We start from the raw sequence: 16,018 nt of genomic DNA, 5'->3' as shown, positions 1-16,018 counted from the left end.
TGTCAATTTTGGCGATTATGCCCGATACTGCACCCGTGATCGAGGTGCGGGCGGCCGTCCCGGCCGACGCGCGCGACGTGGCCCGGGTGCAGCTCCGCTCGTGGCAGTCGGCGTATCGCGGGCTGATCGCCCAGGGCTACCTCGACGGCCTCACACCCGAGTTCTTCGCCGGCCGGTACACCTTCGGTCGCGTCGGGCTTCGGCTGCCGTCAACGGTGGTCGCGGTCGACGGCCCCGCGATCCGCGGCCTGGCGACCACGGGGCTGTGCCGCGAGATGGAGTTGCCGAATTTCGGTGAGCTGATGGCGATCTATGTCGACCCCGCGCACGTGCGCACCGGAATCGGGCGGCTGCTGATGACGGCCGCGCGGGAGCGGCTGCGCGGGCTCGGCTTGGCGGGAGCCGTGCTGTGGGTGCTGGACGGCAACGCCGGCGCCCGGCGGTTCTACGAACGCGACGGGTGGCGGTTCGACGGATCATGCCGCACAGAGACTTTCGGTGACGTGCCCGCGCTCCAGGTGCGCTACCGCTGCGCGCCGCTCTAGTGCACGCTTAGCCACACCAGGCTGGCGCCGCCCACCACCGCGCAGTAGACCGCGAACGGCGTCAGGGTGCGCGTCTGGAAATACCGCGTCAGAAACCGCACGGCCAGGTAGGCGCAGACGAAGGAGGCGACGCTGCCGGCCAGGACCTGGCCGCCGATCCCTGCCCCCAGCGGCCCGAACAGGTCCGGGATCTTGTACATCCCGGCCGCCAGGATGATCGGCGTGGCAAGCAGGAATGAGAAGCGGGCGGCGTCCTCGTGCGAGAGCCCGCGCCACAGGCCGGCCACCATCGCGATGCCGGAGCGGCTGATGCCGGGCAGCAGCGCCAGGATCTGCGAGGAGCCGATCACCAGCCCGCGGCCCATCGGCAGCTGTGCCAGCCGGTTGTCGATGGCCTCGCCGCGATGGTCCTCGTGCTCCTCGTCGCCGGTCGGCGAAACGCGGCGGCGCAGCACCTCGCCGGCATACAGCGCGATGCCGTTGAGAAACAGGAATGCCGCCGCCGGAATGGGTTTGCCCAGCGTGGTCCGGAAGAGGTGTTCGAGGGCCACCCCGGCCAGGCCCACCGGGATGGTGGCGACGACGATCAGCCAGGCCAGCCGCTCGTCGGGCGTCTGGACTCGGCGATACCGCAGCGAGGAGAAGAAGCCGGCGACGATCCGCAGCCAGTCGCGCCAGAAGAACACCAGCAGCGCGGCGGCGGTGGCGACGTGCAGGCCGACGATGAACGCGAGGTAGGGCGATTCGGGCGTGGAGACGTTGAGGTCCCGGCCCCACTGCCCACCCACCAGCGCCGGCACCAACACCGAGTGCCCGAGGCTGGAGACCGGGAACAGCTCGGTGACGCCCTGGAACGCGCCGACTACCACCGCCTCGACATAGCTCAAGTGCGCGGTCATTGGGTGGGGCGCCTCCATCCGGGGTCGTGTGCGCGAACCGACAAGAACTACCGAGCGTAGCGGGTCGGAATTCGCGCACGAACCGGCTTGGGCGGCTACACATTTGGCCACCGGCGAGATGCTCGCGGGCCGCCGCCGACCAGGCAGGTACGGTGGGCGGATGGCGGAGGGGCTGCTCGAAACCGTGCGGGTGCTGGACCTGTCCAGCGGCAGCGCCGACGCGGTGACCCGCCTGTTCGCCGACCTGGGCGCCGACGTCCTCAAGATCGAATTCCCCGGCGGCAGCCTGGGCCGCGACGACCTGCCGGCGCTGGCCGGCGCGAGCATCCCGTTCGCGCTGCACAACGCCAACAAGCGCGCCGCGGTGCTGGATCCGCTCGAGGACGGCGACTGCGGCCGGTTGCTCGACCTGGCCGCCGAGGCCGACATCGTCGTGGACAGCGGCCTGGCCGGGCACATCGGCGCGTTCGGGATATCGGGCGCGGAGCTGGCGGCCCGCTACCCGCACCTGGTGGTGCTGTCGGTCACCGACTTCGGCGAGACGGGTCCGCGGTCCGCGTGGCGCGCCACCGATCCGGTGTTGTTCGCGATGTGCGGCTCATTGGCGCGATCCGGCCCCACCCCCGGCACCCCGGTGTTGCCGCCGGACGGCATCGCCTCGGCGACCGCAGCCGTGCAGGCGGCGTGGGCGGCGCTCGTCGCCTACTACAACCGATTGCGCTGTGGCACCGGCGATTACATCGACTTCTCCCGGTTCGACGCCGTCGTGATGGCGCTCGACCCGGCGTTCGGCGCGCACGGTCAGGTCGCCGCCGGCATCCGCCACAGCGGGCGGTGGCGGGGGCGCCCGAAGAACCAGGACGCCTACCCGATCTGCCCGTGCAAGGACGGCTACGTCCGGTTGTGCGTGATGGCGCCGCGGCAGTGGCGGGGGTTGCGCCGCTGGCTGGGGGAGCCCGAGGAGTTCCAGGATCCCAAGTACGACGCGATCGGCGCACGGATGGCGGCGTGGCCCGAGATCAGCGCGCTGGCCCAGGGATTGTTCGCCGACCAGACCATGAAGGACCTGGTCGCCGCGGGGCAGGCGCACGGCGTGCCGATCGCCGCGGTGCTGCCGCCGTCTTGGGTCCTGGGCTCCGAACATTTCCAAGAGGTGGGCGCGATCACCGAGGCGGAGCTGCTGCCGCGGGTGCGGACCAGCGTGCCCACCGGATATTTCGTCGTCGACGGGCGGCGCGCGGGCTTCCGCACACCGGCCCCGGCGATAGGGCAGGACCAACCGTTTTGGCGCGGCAACCCGGTGCTGGTGCGGGCACCGTCGGGCAGGGTGGGCGACTACCCGCTCGCCGGGCTGCGGATTCTCGACCTGGGCATCATCGTCGCCGGCGGCGAGCTGAGCCGGCTGTTCGGCGACCTGGGCGCCGAGGTCATCAAGGTGGAAAGCGCCGACTACCCCGACGGACTGCGGCAGGCCCGCGAAGGCGACGCCATGAGCGAGTCGTTTGCGTGGACCCACCGCAATCACCTCGGCCTGGGCCTGGACCTGCGCAGCGCCGAGGGCAAGGACATCTTCCGCCGGCTGGTCGCCGAGGCCGACGCGGTGTTCGCCAACTTCAAGCCGGGAACCCTTACCGCCCTTGGCTTTGACTACGACGCGCTGCGCGCCCTCAACCCGCGGATCGTGCTCGCCGGCAGCAGCGCCTACGGCGACAGCGGGCCCTGGCGCACCCGGCTGGGCTACGGCCCGTTGGTCCGCGCCGCCACCGGGGTCACCCGGCTGTGGACGTCCGACGAGGCGGGCGCCGACGCGGACGAGCGGGCCGGCACGGGACGGCACGCCTTCTACGACGCGACGACGATCTTCCCCGATCACGTGGTCGGGCGGGTCACCGCCATCGCGGCCCTGGCCGCGCTGATCCATCGCGATCGCACCGGCGGCGGGTCCCACGTCCACATCTCGCAGGCCGAGGTCGTGCTCAACCAGCTCGACACGCTGTACGTCACCGAGGCCGCGCTGGCCGCCGGCATCGGCCCGATCCATAACGACACCAGCCTGCACGCGGTCTATCCGTGCGCGGGCGACGACGAATGGTGCGTCATCTCGATCGGCACCGACGACGAATGGCGCTGCCTCGCAAGCCTTCTCGACCATCCACAATGGGTCGACGACCCACGGTTCGCGACGGGACAGGCGCGCCTGGCCAACCGCCGCGAATTGATCGAGCTGGTGTCGGCCTGGACCCGCACCCGCACCCCGCTGCGCAACACCGAACTGCTGCAGGCGGCCGGCGTCGCGGCCGGGCCGATGAACCGCCCCCCGGACGTCCTCGAGGACCCGCAGCTGATCGAGCGAAAATTGTTCAGCGACATGACCCATCCGCTGATCGAGCGCCCGATGCCCGCGGAGACGGGCCCCGCGCCGTTCCAGCACATTCCGCCGGCCCCGCAACGCCCGGCGCCCCTGCCGGGCCAGGACACCCGCACCATCTGCCGGGATCTGCTCGGGATGAGCGCGGACGAGACCGAGCGGCTGATCCGGGACGGCGTGCTGTTCGCGACCGCGGGCCCGAACTAGCCCGAGGTGGCGCCGAGCGTGCGGCTGGCCGCACGCTGGGTGCCGAACGTGAAGCTCGCCGCACGTTCGATGCCCCTCGCCGGCCGGATCCATAGGCACGCTAAATTCGTCGGATGACCGTCGATCCCAGGACACCGGTGTTGATCGGCTACGGCCAGGTCAACCACCGCGACGAAATCGACCCGTCGACGCGGTCGGTCGAACCGGTGGACCTGATGGCCGTCGCGGCCCGGGAGGCCGCCGACGCCCGGGTGATCGAGGCCGTTGATTCCATCCGCGTGGTGAACGTGTTGTCGGCCCACTACCGCGACCCCGCGCTGTTGCTGGGCGAGCAGCTGGGCGCCGCGGGATTCAGCACCCGCTACAGCCCAGTCGGCGGCAACGTCCCTCAGACGCTGGTGAACCAGGCCTGCCTGGACATCCAGGCGGGGAGGGCCGGTGTCGTGCTGCTGGCCGGCGCCGAGACGTGGCGCACCAGACGGGGGCTGAAGGCCAAGGGCGGCCGGCTCGAGTGGACCGTCCAGGACGAATCGGTGCCGTTGGCCGAGGTCAGCGGCGAGGACGTCCCGATGTTCGGCGACGCGGAGCTCAAGAGCGGGCTGAACCTGCCGGCCTTCGTCTACCCGCTGTTCGAACAGGCGCTTCGCGTCGCCAACGGCGAGTCGGTCGATGACCACCTCCGGCGTGTCAGCGAGTTGTGGGCGCGGTTCAACGCCGTCGCGGTCGACAACCCGCACGCGTGGATCCGCAAACCGGTGACGGCCGAGGAAATCCGGCGGCCCGGGCCGCAGAACCGGATGATCAGCTGGCCCTACACCAAGCTGATGAACTCCAACAACATGGTCGACCAGGGCGCCGCGCTGGTCCTGGCGTCGGTCGAGCAGGCGCAACGCCTGCAGGTCCCCGCCGACCAATGGGTGTTCCCGCACGCCGGCACCGACGCTCACGACACCCCGTCAATTGCCGAGCGCGACGAGTTGCACCGCTCGGCGGCCATCCGCATCGCGGGCGCGCGCGCCCTGCAGCTGGCCGGCCTGGGCATCGACGACGTCGACTATGTCGACCTGTACTCCTGCTTCCCGTCCGCCGTGCAGGTCGCGGCGGCCGAACTCGGGCTGAACGCCGACGACCCGGGCCGCCCGCTCACCGTCACCGGCGGGCTGACCTTCGCGGGCGGCCCGTGGAGCAACTACGTCATGCATTCGATCGCCACCATGGCCGAGCTGCTGGTGGCCAACCCCGGGCGGCGTGGCCTCGTCACCGGCAACGGCGGCTACCTGACCAAGCACAGCTTCGGCGTCTACAGCACCGAGCCGCCCGCCCAATTCCGCTGGGAAGACGCGCAGCGGGCCGTGGACCGCGAGCCCACCCGCGAGGGCCTGGTCGAGTGGGACGGCGTGGGGACGGTCGAAGCGTGGACGACGCCGTTCAACCGCGAGGGACAACCCGAGAAGGCATTCGTGGCGGTGCGGACCCCCGACGGGGCCCGCACTTTGGCTGTCATCGCCGATCCCGGCGCCGCCGAGGCGACCGTGCGCGAAGATATCGGTGGCGCCAAGGTTGCCGTCACCCCGGACGGCATCGCGGCGCTGCGGTAACCGGCCGGTCACAGCACCACCAGCCAAAGGTCCCGAAAACCGGGTAACGGTCGCGTAAGTGACGTCGCCTTGCCTATTGTCGGGTTGGACGTTGGGGGAGGTGAGCCCAGGTGCACGTCCTGGTTACCGACGCCACCGGCGCCATCGGGCGGCTGGTCGCGCGGCAGCTCGTCGCTGCCGGGCACACGGTCAGCGGGATTGCTGAACACCCCCATCCCTGCCTGGACCCCGCCGTCGAACTCGTTTGCGCGCCGCTCAGCGACCCCGTCCTGCAACCCCTGGCCGACGAAGCCGACGCGGTGATCCACCTGGCCCCCGCCGACACCAGCGCGCCCGGCGGCGCGGACGTCGACGGGGTCGCCCACGTGACCCACGCCGCCGCCCGCGCCGGCGCGCGGCTGCTGTTCGTGTCCCAGGCCGCGGGCCGGCCCGAGCTGTATCGACCCGCCGAGGAGCTGGTGTCCACGAGCTGGGCGCCCAACGTGGTCGTGCGGATCGCGCCGCCGGTCGGCCGCCAGCTCGACTGGATGGTGTGCCGCACCGTGGCGACGCTGCTGCGCGCGAAAGTTTCCACCCGGCCGATGCGCGTCCTGCACGTCGACGACCTGGTCCGGTTCCTGGTTTTCTCGCTGAACACCGACCGCACCGGCGTGGTGGACCTGGCCACCCCGGACACCACCAACGTGGTCACCGCGTGGCGGCTGCTGCGGGCCGCCGGCCCGCGTTCGCGGCTGAATGGGGTTCGCAGCTGGTCGAAATTGGTCCCGAAGATGGATATCACTGCGGTGCAAGAGGATTGGGGTTTCGAGTTCGGCTGGCAAGCGCTCGAGGCGGTCGCCGACACCGCACGCGGCCTCGCCGGGCGCCGGCTCCTTCCGGAGGGCGCGCTCAGCCACGGCCGCCAGGTGGCGCTGCCGGTGGAGGTCCTGCCACGGCCGCGGCCTTCCGACGAATTGCGCAGCGCGGCCCCCGAGGGGCTGGAGGGTGAGTTCGACGACCGGATCGATCCCCGGTTTCCCGTCTTCAGCGCGGCCCGGCTCGCCGAGGCGCTGCCCGGACCGCTGACCCCGATAACGCTCGACGTCCAGCTCAGCGGGCTGCGCACGGCCAGCCGGGTGATGGGCCAGGTGCTCGCGCTCGGCGGCGTGGTCGACGAGGAGTGGAGCAGCCGGGCGATCGCGGTCTTCGGCCACCGCGCCTACGTCGGGGTGTCGGCCAACGTCGTCGCCGCCACCCAGCTGCCCGGATGGGACCAGCACGCCGTCGCCCAGGACGCCCTGGTCGACCAGCCGCAGGTCGGCGACGTCCTGCCGTTCGGCGAGCCGATGCTGGCCGAGGGGGCGCTCGGGTCGCTCGCCAAGGCGGTCGTGACGGCGCGCTCGCTGACGCTGATGCGCCACCTCAAGCGGGACACGCGCGCGTACGGCTCGGCCGCGCAGGCCGAACACGCCGGCGCCGACCAGTTGGCCGCGCTGCCGGACGCCGCGCTCGAGGTCCGTGTGCCGCTGCTGCGGGATCGCATCCATCAGGGCTGGATCCTCACGGCGCTGTGGCTGATCGATTCCGGCATGACCGCAGCGGCGCTGGAACCCACGCGCGCCGCGTCCCGGGTGGCGGGGCTGGGCGTGATCATGGAAAGCGCCCGCATCGCGGCCGAGACCGCCGAGCTGGCCGCGGCGTTGCGCAGCGACCCGCCGCTGTGTGCGCTGGCCGCCGAGGGCAACATCGGCAGCATCCGCGCGTTGTCGCCCGACACTGCCGCCGCCCTCGACACCGCCGTCGACAGGATCGGGCACCGCGGGCCCGGTGAGGCCGAGCTGGCCAGCGCGGTGTTCAGCGACGATCCGGCGATGTTGCTGACGGCGGCCGCGGAGGTGGCCGAGGGCACGGCGCCCGCCGCGCCGGCCCCGCCGCCGAACCGAGTGCGGCGCGTGGCCGCGAACGCCCGCGGGTCGCGCGAGCTGGCCCTCGACACCACCCTGCGGTTCACCCATGAGCTGCGGATGACGTTGCGCGAGTTGGGATCCCGGAGGGTGGCGGCGGACCTGATCGACGCCGCCGACGACGTTTACTACCTCACCTGTGACGAACTGATCAGCATGCCGGCCGACGCGCGGCTGCGGATCAAGCGCCGCCGAGCAGAACGGGAGCGGTTGCAGGCCCAACGCCCGCCCGACGTCATCGACGGCAGCTGGACGCCGGTCGACGGCGACGCCTGAGCGGCGTCAGCCCAGGAGCCCGCGCAAGAACAGCGCGTTGCGCACGGCGTGGCCGCCGAGGTCGTTGTTGAAATACATCCACACGTCCCTGCCGTCGCGGTCCCATTCGGTGATCTGGTCGGCCCAGCGCCGCAGCTGGTCCTCCGAGTAGGAGCCCGCATAGATCGCGTCCTGATCCGGGCCGTGCATGCGGGTGTACACCAGATCGGTGGTGGCGCGTGGCACGCACGCGAGCCCGGCGCCGCTCATCACCACATAGGCGGCGCGGCGGCGTTCCAGCAACTCGTACACGGCCGGATCGTTCCACGACGCGTGGCGCAGCTCGACGGCCACCCGGATGGACTCAGGCACGCTGCGAAGGAAGGCATCCAGGCGCGCGTCGTCGCGCTGCTGCTCGGGGTGCAGTTGGACCAGCAGCACCCCGCGGCGGTCACCCAGCAGCTGCCAGCAGCGCTCGAACCGCTCGATCCACGGCTCGGGGGAGGACAGCCGGCGGTAGTGTGTCAGCCCGCGATGCGCCTTGACCGACATCCGGAACCCGTCGGGCAGCTGATCGCGCCAACCGGCGAACGTCGAATCCTTCGGCCACCGATAGAAACTCGCGTTCAGCTCGACGGTGTCGAAAACCTCCACGTAGCGGGCCAACCGTCGCGCCGACGGCAAACCGGTCGGGTAGAGCACATCCGCCCAGTGGTTGTAGGACCATCCGGAGGTGCCGATCCGGATGGTCAATGCCGGCTCATCCGGCCACCTGCCGGCGCACGTCGTCGTCAAGTGATGCCCGCACGAGCGCGGCCGCCAGCCGCGCGTTGGCTCGAGGAGCGAGGGCGCCCAGCTTCGCAGGCTGAGCGGGCAGACCCAACTGCCTGGCCGCCGCGGTGGCGCGGCCGTCGAAATAGGGCCGCACCCAGGGCCAGACGTCTTGCACTTCGCGCAGGTAGATATCGGCGCCGGTGTCGCCAATTCCCTTGAATCTCTTCAGCATCCGTTTCGCCGCGGCGACGTCGTGGCGGCAGCTTTCGGCCATTTCCCGCAGGTCGCCGTGATACTCGTCGCGGACCCGCTCGGCCATGTCGGTGAGTCGGGTGGCCGAACTTTCGTCGTAGCGCACGTAGTGGGCGCGGCCGAACGCGCTGATCATGGTGCGCCGGTCGGATGCCAGTACGGCCTTGGGGGAGCGCAGGCCCGCCTTGAACAGCTCACGGTCGGCGCTCATCGCGACGGCGGCGTCGATCGGCTTGCTGGCGAGCATGCACAACACCAGCAACTGGAACAGCGGCATCGGCTTGTCGTGGATCTTGACGCCGGCCTCGGCCGCATACGTCGTGCCGGCGACCTTCAGCAGCCGCCGCACCACTTCGTCGCGCTTGTCCACACCGGACCGCTTACCCGCAGCGCCCTCGAGCAAACCGGCATCGTCACTTCGGCGGCAGGCCGCGGGCGTAGCCGACGCCCCGGGTGACCCAATCCTGCAGCTGCCGTTTCGTTCCTACGCCGGCGGCGTCGACCCGCAACCAGCCGCGGGCCTCCCGACCCGCCATCACCATGGGCCCGACGTGCGCACGCTTGAGCAGTTTGTCGGTGTCCTCCGGCGGTACCCGCACCAGCAGCCCGCCCTGTCCGCTGGCGGCCACCGACATGTTGCCGTTGATCAGGAACGCCAGACCACCGAACATGCGTTTCTCCTCGACGCCGCGCTCGGAGCCGAGCAGTTCGCGGATCCGGTTGGCCAGGTCTTCGTCGTAGGCCATGCGCCGACCATAGCCTTGGGGTCCGACAACCACCGAGCCTGTAGATTTGCAGGCCCTCACTCGTACTTCTCCTGCGGATTTACCGGTTCGGCGAAAGTGGGACAGCCGCCCCCTTTCGGGGGCGGCTGCCACATTCGGGTTGTTAGGTCCCGGTTTTAGCGGGGCGTTCCGATGGTGCCGCCGCCGTTGACCTGGCCTCCGGCGTTGCCCGCGGGCGTGTACGCCTGGAAACCGGTGGACGTGTTAACGCCCCACTGGCCCAGGTCCGGGTTGAACACGACCGGAAGCTGGGTGCCGTCGGGGTCACCGACTGGCGGAACCCAGGTGGCCGGCAGCCCATAGCGGCCCGGGTCGTTGTAGTGCCCCGGCGGCGGGAAGCCGTTTTGCCCCGGGGGAAGCGGGCTGCCCGGCGCGTTGCAGTTCACGCCCGGCGCGCCCGGGTTACAAATCGGCTGCCCAGGCAAAACCTGGCCCGGACCCGGCAGGTCACGATCCCCGCCCGGCACGTTCGGCCCCGGCACGTTCGGACCGGGCACCGGTCCTGGCACGATCGGGCCGTTCGGATCGGCTTGTGCGAAACCGGCGCCGATCCCGAGCGCCACGGATCCGAGGCCACCGGCCATCGCGGCGGTGGCGGCGATCTTGGTGAGGTTCATGTGAACTCCTTGTCCAGCTTGGCTGCGACGCACGCAGCGCAACAGCATTGACGGTGTTGTTCGGTTATTTCCCCAGGCACCTGGGTTGGGCCGAGGGACAGGGGATGACCCCTGGCTCCTCGGCTACCCGAGTCGGCGGAACCGAAAACACGCCCGCGGCAATTTGTTGGCAGCAGACTCCCAGGTTTTGGACAAGCGCCTGGCAGCCCCTAGGCGGCGACGGTCGCGGTCCCCGGCACGGGCTCGAGCGCCTGCGCGACGATCTCCGCGACGTCCGTCATCGGCTTGACGTCCAGCGCGTCGAGCACCTCGGCCGGCACGTCATCCAGATCGGGCTCGTTGCGCGCCGGGATGAAAACCGTTGACAGACCGGCACGCTGGGCGGCCAGCAGCTTCTGCTTCACGCCGCCGATGGGCAGCACCCGGCCGTTCAGTGTGACCTCGCCGGTCATGCCGACGTCGCTGCGCACCTGGCGTCCGGTCGCCATCGACACCAGCGCGGTGACCATCGTCACACCGGCCGACGGGCCGTCCTTGGGCACCGCGCCGGCGGGCACGTGCACGTGGATGCGCCGGTCCAGCGCCTTCGCGTCAATGCCCAGCTCCGCGGCGTGCGAGCGCACGTAGGACAGCGCGATCTGCGCCGACTCCTTCATCACGTCGCCCAACTGGCCGGTCAACTGCAACCCCGGCTCGCCGTCGGTCGCCCCGGCCTCGATGTAGAGGACGTCGCCGCCCAGGCCGGTCACGGCCAGGCCGGTGGCCACGCCGGGCACCGCTGTGCGTTCGGCCGACTCGGGGGTGAACCGTGGACGGCCCAGGTAACCGACCAGGTCGGGCTCGTCGATCGTCACCGGCTCGTCGGCGATCTTGGTCGTCACCTTGCGCAGCGCCTTGGCCAGCAGCCGCTCGAACTGCCGAACCCCCGGCTCGCGGGTGTAGTCGGCGGCGATCTTGCGCAGCGCGGCGTCGGTGACGGTGACCTCGTCGTCGTTCAGCGCCGCCCGCTCCCGCTGCCGCGGCAGCAGGTAATCGCGGGCGATGGCGACCTTGTCGTCCTCGGTGTAGCCGTCGATCTGCACCAGCTCCATGCGGTCCAGCAGGGCCGACGGGATGTTCTCGATCACGTTGGCGGTGGCCAGGAACACCACGTCGGACAGGTCCAGGTCCAGATCCAGGTAGTGGTCGCGGAACGTGTGGTTCTGCGCCGGGTCGAGCACCTCGAGCAGCGCCGCGCTCGGGTCGCCGCGGTAGTCGGAACCGACCTTGTCGATCTCGTCCAGCAGCACAACGGGATTCATCGATCCCGCCTCGCCGATCGCCCGCACGATGCGCCCCGGCAGCGCGCCCACGTAGGTGCGCCGGTGCCCGCGGATCTCGGCCTCGTCCCGCACGCCGCCCAGCGCGACGCGCACGAACTTGCGGCCCAAAGCCCGGGCCACGCTCTCACCCAGCGACGTCTTGCCGACACCCGGGGGACCGGCCAGCACCATCACCGCACCCGAGCCCCGCCCGCCGACGACCTGCAACCCGCGCTGCGCACGCCGGGTCCGCACGGCCAGGTACTCGACGATGCGGTCCTTGACGTCGTCCAACCCGTGGTGGTCGGCGTCCAAGACCGCCCGGGCCGCGCCCAGGTCCGTCGAGTCCTCGGTGCGCACGTTCCAGGGCAGGTCGAGCACGGTGTCCAGCCAGGTACGGATCCAGCCGCTCTCCGGGCTCTGGTCGCTGGAGCGTTCCAGCTTGCCGACCTCGCGCAGCGCGGCCTCGCGGACCTTCTCGGGCAGGTCGGCGGCCTCCACGCGGGCCCGGTAGTCGTCGGAACCGTCGGGTTCGCCCTCGCCCAGCTCCTTGCGGATGGCGGCCAGCTGCTGGCGCAGCAGGAACTCCTTCTGCGTCTTCTCCATGCCGTCGCGGACGTCCTCGGCGATCTTCTCGTTGACCTCGACCTCGGCCAGGTGCGAGCTGGTCCAGTCGATCAGCACGCGCAGCCGCTCGGCCACGTCCACGGTCTCCAGCAGCTGGCGCTTCTGCACGTCGGTCAGGTACGACGCGTATCCGGACGTGTCCGCCAGCGCCGACGGGTCGGTCAGGCTGTTGACGTAGTCGATGATCTGCCAGGCCTCGCGGCGCTGCAGCATGGCCAGCAGCAATTTCTTGTATTCGGCGGCCAGGGCCTTGATCTCGTCGGTCGCCGGCGGTTCGTTGGCCTCGGTCACCTCGACCCACAGCGCGGCTCCGGGCCCGGACGCGCCTGCCCCGATGTGTGCCCGGCGCTCACCGCGCACGACGGCGGCGGTGCCGCCACCCGCGATCCGGCCGACCTGCAGAATCTTCGCGATCACGCCGTGGGTGGGGTAGCGGTCGTCCAGCCGGGGGGCGATCAGCAGCTGCCCGGACTCGCTCGCCTGCGCGGCGTCGATCGCCGCGCGTGCGGCGTCGTCCAGCGCAATCGGCACCACCATTCCCGGCAACACGATCGTCGGTGTGAACAACACCGGCACGGACTTGGCATCAGCCATCAGATCCTCCAAAAGTTGAGTCTGCTGCGCTTAACCCAGCCGGGCGACGGTTTGTTCCCGGGTGGATTTCGCCGCGAGCGTGAGGCTGGCCGCACGTTGGACGGCGAGCGTGCGGCCAGCCGCACGCTCGGACGCGGGTGCGCGCTGCCGTATTACGCTGGCGGCGAAATCGGCCCCAGCCGGCGCAGTTGCGTGACGTGTTTCGGCGAAAGCTCCTCGAGGCAGGTCGCCCCCAGCAGCCCCATCGTCCGGATGATCCCTTCCTGCAGGATCTCGATCGCGCGGTCCACCCCCGCCTCGCCACCGGCCATCAGCCCGTACAGGTAGGCACGGCCGACCAGTGTGCACCGCGCGCCCAGCGCGATCGCCGCGACGATGTCGGCGCCGGACATGATGCCGGTGTCGACCAGGATCTCGGTGTGCTTGCCCAGCTCGCGGGCGACCGTGGGCAGCAGGTGAAAGGGGACCGGGGCCCGATCGAGCTGGCGCCCACCGTGATTGGACAACACGATGCCGTCGACCCCGCGGTCCACGACGGCGCGGGCGTCGTCGAGCGTCTGGATGCCCTTGACGACCAGCTTGCCGGGCCATTGGGCCTTGATCCACTCCAGGTCATCGAAGGTCAGGCTGGGGTCGAACATCGTGCTGAGGTATTCGCCGACGGTGCCCGACCAGCGATCCAGCGACGCGAAGGCCAGCGGCTCGGTGGTCAGCAGGTCGAACCACCACTTCGGGTGCGGCACCGCGTCCAAGACGGTGCGCAGCGTCAGCGTCGGCGGGATCGTCATGCCGTTGCGGTTGTCGCGCAGTCGCGCGCCCGCGACGGGGACGTCGACGGTGGCCAGCAGGGTGTCGTATCCCGCGTCGGCGGCGCGCTGCACCAGCGCCATCGAGCGGTCCCGGTCGCGCCACATGTAGAGCTGAAACCACTTGCGGCCCTGGGGGACAGCGGCCACCAGATCTTCGATCGCGGTGGTGCCCAGGGTGGAGAGCGAGAACGGGATCCCGGCCCGCGCGGCCGCCCGAGCGCCGGCGATCTCGCCCTCGGTGTGCATCAACCGGGTGAATCCGGTGGGCGCGATCCCGAACGGCAGGACGACCGGCTGGCCCAGGACGTTCCATCCGGCGGTCACGTTGGAGACGTCGCGCAGGATGGTCGGGTGAAACTCGATGTCGCGGAACGCCTGTCGGGCCCGCGCGATCGACAGCTCGTCGTCCGCGGCGCCGTCGGTGTAGTCGAATGCGGCCTTGGGGGTGCGCCGTTTGGCGATGCGGCGCAGGTCCTCGATGGTGAACGCGGAAGCGAGGCGGCGCTTGGTCGCGTCGAACTGGGGTCGTTTGAACTGGATCAGCGGCGCCAGATCGCGCACCTTGGGCACTCGTCGGTTGACCGCCATGTATGCAACCGTAGTCATATGGCATCGGCGAGCGACCCGTTCGATCTGAGACGTTTCGTGGCGGCGCAGTCCGGGATCTACCGCACCGCCGTGGCAGAGCTGCGCGCCGGTCGAAAACGCGGTCACTGGATGTGGTTCGTCTTCCCACAACTGCGTGGGCTGGGCAGCAGCCCGATGGCGGCCCGCTACGGCATCACGTCGCTCGAGGAAGCCCGCGCCTATCTGCAGCACGAGCTCCTCGGGCCGCGACTACGCGAGTGCACTCGGCTGGTCAACGAGGTGCGGGACCGCTCGATCATCGACATCTTTGGTTCGCCCGACGACCTCAAGCTGCGCTCGTCGATGACGCTGTTCGCCCACGCGACCGACGATAACCACGACTTCGTCACCGTGCTCGACAGCTACTTCTACGGCCAGGAGGACCCGCTGACGCTGGCGCGGCTGACGGGCTCGGCTGACGGGCGTTGAGTGTGAATCGCGGGCATTCTGTGGGAGCCCTGGGCGGAAAATTCGGCGAAATCGCGCCCTCAGCACACACTGAAAACCGCCACCGCACACTCAACCCCTTGAATCCACTTCTAAGCGGGGCGCAGTATCCGCCAACCGTGGGGTTCCACAACGAGTGCCTGCACGACCTCCTGTGCCGGGGCCGACGACCCCGCGATTACCTCCGCTCGATCGACCCCGACCTCCGGCAGCGCCACCCGCATCGGCTCGTCGCCGATGTTCAGCGCGACGAGCAGCGCGTCGTCGCCGCTGCGGGTCTCGTAGACGTAGACCCGATTGCTGAGCCGCAAGGCGGTCGTCGTGGCGTCGTGCAGCCACGGGTGGCGGCGACGCAGCCCGACCAGGAACTGGTGCAACCTCCACATCTCCGCGCCGAACGCGTCCAATTCTAGTGGGGGAGTGCCGAACTCGGGGCGCACCGCGTCGTCGCCGCCGTACCGCTCCTCCTTGACGCCGCGGAACCCGAGCTCGTCGCCGGCGTACACGCTGGGCACCCCGCCGACGGTCAGCAGGAGCACCAGCGCATGTGCCACGTGCTCGGGTCGGTCGAGCCGGCTGGCGATGCGGGTGACGTCGTGATTGCCGATGAATGTCAGCGGGGCGAAGGTGGCCAGGAACGTGTTGTGCCGCTGCAGCGCCCAGTCCAGCTCGAAGAAGTTTCCGTCATTGAGGCTGCTCCAGATCGCCTTCCACAGCTCGTACTGGGTCGCCGAGTCGAACGTCGCCGCCTCGACCACCGCGGCATAGTCGCCGTGGATCAGCTCGCCGACGAACCAGGCATCCGGATACTGCTCGCGCACCCGCGGCAGCGTCGACGCCCAGAATTGTTGCGGCACAATGTATGCCGCGTCGAGGCGCCAGCCGTCCGCGCCGCGGCCCAGCCAGTGCGCCATCACGTCGACGGTGTAGTCGATGACCTCGGGGTTGTCGTGGTTGAGCGTAATGAGCTCCGCGTGACCCTCGAACGTGTCGCCGCTGAACCAACCCGGTGCCTCGTCGCGATAGCGCGGGAAGTCGACCCCGACGTGGTTGAACACGCCGTCGAGCAGCACACGCAGCCCGCGGCGGTGGGCCTCCGCGACGAGGTGGTCGAAGTCGGCATCGTCGCCCAGCCGGGGATCGATCCGGTAGTGATCGGTGGTGTCGTAACCGTGTGTGCGCGAGGCGAAGATCGGCCCGAGCGCGATCCCCGACGCGCCCAACGCGATGGCGTGGTCGAACCAGTCGACGAGCCGCCCCCCCCCCCCCGGGGCCCGGCGGGGCGCCCCCGCCCCGCGCGCCCCCCCCCCCCCGCAAAAGCCCCCCCCACCCCCCCCCCGAACCACCCCCCCCCATGCGGGCGCGAACCA

General features: G+C 70.5%; 13 protein-coding genes. 5 read left to right on the top strand and 8 right to left on the bottom strand.

What is annotated here, in order from left to right; translation table 11 throughout:
• Nucleotides 1-17 precede the first annotated feature (17 nt).
• Nucleotides 18-545, top strand: coding sequence for a GNAT family N-acetyltransferase (locus A9X00_RS11970; protein ID WP_232006771.1), 528 nt, complete (start codon nucleotides 18-20; stop codon nucleotides 543-545).
• Here the strand turns inward: A9X00_RS11970 and A9X00_RS11965 are convergent.
• Entirely contained in the window at nucleotides 542-1,444 is a 903-nt protein-coding gene (locus A9X00_RS11965; protein WP_067153155.1) for an undecaprenyl-diphosphate phosphatase, read from the bottom strand. The genes A9X00_RS11970 and A9X00_RS11965 overlap by 4 nt on opposite strands.
• A gap of 160 nt (nucleotides 1,445-1,604) precedes the next feature.
• Here A9X00_RS11965 and A9X00_RS11960 point away from each other — a divergent pair, with 160 nt between their 5' ends.
• The 3 genes from A9X00_RS11960 (at nucleotide 1,605) to A9X00_RS11950 (ending at nucleotide 7,836) form a co-directional block, all read left to right on the top strand.
• Entirely contained in the window at nucleotides 1,605-4,019 is a 2,415-nt protein-coding gene (locus tag A9X00_RS11960; RefSeq protein ID WP_067153153.1) for a CoA transferase, read from the top strand.
• 113 nt (nucleotides 4,020-4,132) lie between these two features.
• Complete coding sequence (locus A9X00_RS11955; RefSeq protein WP_067153151.1) at nucleotides 4,133-5,617, top strand: acetyl-CoA acetyltransferase; 1,485 nt, start codon at nucleotides 4,133-4,135, stop codon at nucleotides 5,615-5,617.
• 110 nt (nucleotides 5,618-5,727) lie between these two features.
• The gene (locus tag A9X00_RS11950; protein ID WP_067153149.1) at nucleotides 5,728-7,836 is read left to right on the top strand and encodes an NAD(P)H-binding protein; all 2,109 of its coding nucleotides are present in this window, start codon (nucleotides 5,728-5,730) and stop codon (nucleotides 7,834-7,836) included.
• A gap of 6 nt (nucleotides 7,837-7,842) precedes the next feature.
• On the opposite strand, the gene A9X00_RS11945 is transcribed toward A9X00_RS11950, so the two are convergent.
• From A9X00_RS11945 to A9X00_RS11920, 6 genes are all read right to left on the bottom strand, one after another.
• Nucleotides 7,843-8,568 (bottom strand): DUF72 domain-containing protein, encoded by a 726-nt coding sequence (locus tag A9X00_RS11945; RefSeq protein ID WP_067153147.1) that lies wholly within the window; start codon nucleotides 8,566-8,568, stop codon nucleotides 7,843-7,845.
• 7 nt (nucleotides 8,569-8,575) lie between these two features.
• Nucleotides 8,576-9,244, bottom strand: a complete 669-nt coding sequence (locus A9X00_RS11940; protein ID WP_369830743.1) for an endonuclease — start codon at nucleotides 9,242-9,244, stop codon at nucleotides 8,576-8,578.
• Nucleotides 9,245-9,254: 10 nt separating this feature from the next.
• On the bottom strand, nucleotides 9,255-9,587 hold the full coding sequence (locus A9X00_RS11935; protein WP_067153143.1) for a TfoX/Sxy family protein: 333 nt from the start codon (nucleotides 9,585-9,587) through the stop codon (nucleotides 9,255-9,257).
• Nucleotides 9,588-9,742: 155 nt separating this feature from the next.
• Entirely contained in the window at nucleotides 9,743-10,243 is a 501-nt protein-coding gene (locus A9X00_RS30735; RefSeq protein ID WP_067153141.1) for a hypothetical protein, read from the bottom strand.
• A 209-nt stretch (nucleotides 10,244-10,452) separates the two neighbouring features.
• The gene (gene lon, locus A9X00_RS11925; RefSeq protein WP_197515141.1) at nucleotides 10,453-12,765 is read right to left on the bottom strand and encodes an endopeptidase La; all 2,313 of its coding nucleotides are present in this window, start codon (nucleotides 12,763-12,765) and stop codon (nucleotides 10,453-10,455) included.
• A gap of 152 nt (nucleotides 12,766-12,917) precedes the next feature.
• Nucleotides 12,918-14,162 carry an alpha-hydroxy acid oxidase gene (locus tag A9X00_RS11920; protein ID WP_067153185.1) on the bottom strand — a complete coding sequence of 415 codons (1,245 nt, stop codon included), beginning with the start codon at nucleotides 14,160-14,162 and terminating at the stop codon, nucleotides 12,918-12,920.
• 18 nt (nucleotides 14,163-14,180) lie between these two features.
• Here A9X00_RS11920 and A9X00_RS11915 point away from each other — a divergent pair, with 18 nt between their 5' ends.
• Nucleotides 14,181-14,630, top strand: a complete 450-nt coding sequence (locus A9X00_RS11915; protein ID WP_067153137.1) for a DUF1810 domain-containing protein — start codon at nucleotides 14,181-14,183, stop codon at nucleotides 14,628-14,630.
• A 110-nt stretch (nucleotides 14,631-14,740) separates the two neighbouring features.
• On the opposite strand, the gene A9X00_RS11910 is transcribed toward A9X00_RS11915, so the two are convergent.
• Nucleotides 14,741-15,994, bottom strand: coding sequence for an alpha-amylase family glycosyl hydrolase (locus tag A9X00_RS11910; protein ID WP_082975132.1), 1,254 nt, complete (start codon nucleotides 15,992-15,994; stop codon nucleotides 14,741-14,743).
• Nucleotides 15,995-16,018 lie beyond the last annotated feature (24 nt).

It is taken from the genome of Mycobacterium sp. 1245805.9, from assembly GCF_001672915.1.
In the GTDB taxonomy this organism is placed as follows: Bacteria; Actinomycetota; Actinomycetes; order Mycobacteriales; family Mycobacteriaceae; genus Mycobacterium.
Note: the sequence above shows the minus strand (reverse complement) of the source record. Positions and strands in the feature narration are given on the sequence as shown.

What these genes read in the sequence shown, in the direction of transcription:
- A9X00_RS11970 (WP_232006771.1), top strand. Translation starts at nt 18, where the DNA reads ATGCCCGATACTGCACCCGTGATCGAGGTGCGGGCGGCCGTCCCGGCC.
- A9X00_RS11965 (WP_067153155.1), bottom strand. Translation starts at nt 1,444, where the DNA reads ATGACCGCGCACTTGAGCTATGTCGAGGCGGTGGTAGTCGGCGCGTTC.
- A9X00_RS11960 (WP_067153153.1), top strand. Translation starts at nt 1,605, where the DNA reads ATGGCGGAGGGGCTGCTCGAAACCGTGCGGGTGCTGGACCTGTCCAGC.
- A9X00_RS11955 (WP_067153151.1), top strand. Translation starts at nt 4,133, where the DNA reads ATGACCGTCGATCCCAGGACACCGGTGTTGATCGGCTACGGCCAGGTC.
- A9X00_RS11935 (WP_067153143.1), bottom strand. Translation starts at nt 9,587, where the DNA reads ATGGCCTACGACGAAGACCTGGCCAACCGGATCCGCGAACTGCTCGGC.
- A9X00_RS30735 (WP_067153141.1), bottom strand. Translation starts at nt 10,243, where the DNA reads ATGAACCTCACCAAGATCGCCGCCACCGCCGCGATGGCCGGTGGCCTC.
- lon (WP_197515141.1), bottom strand. Translation starts at nt 12,765, where the DNA reads ATGGCTGATGCCAAGTCCGTGCCGGTGTTGTTCACACCGACGATCGTG.
- A9X00_RS11920 (WP_067153185.1), bottom strand. Translation starts at nt 14,162, where the DNA reads ATGGCGGTCAACCGACGAGTGCCCAAGGTGCGCGATCTGGCGCCGCTG.
- A9X00_RS11915 (WP_067153137.1), top strand. Translation starts at nt 14,181, where the DNA reads ATGGCATCGGCGAGCGACCCGTTCGATCTGAGACGTTTCGTGGCGGCG.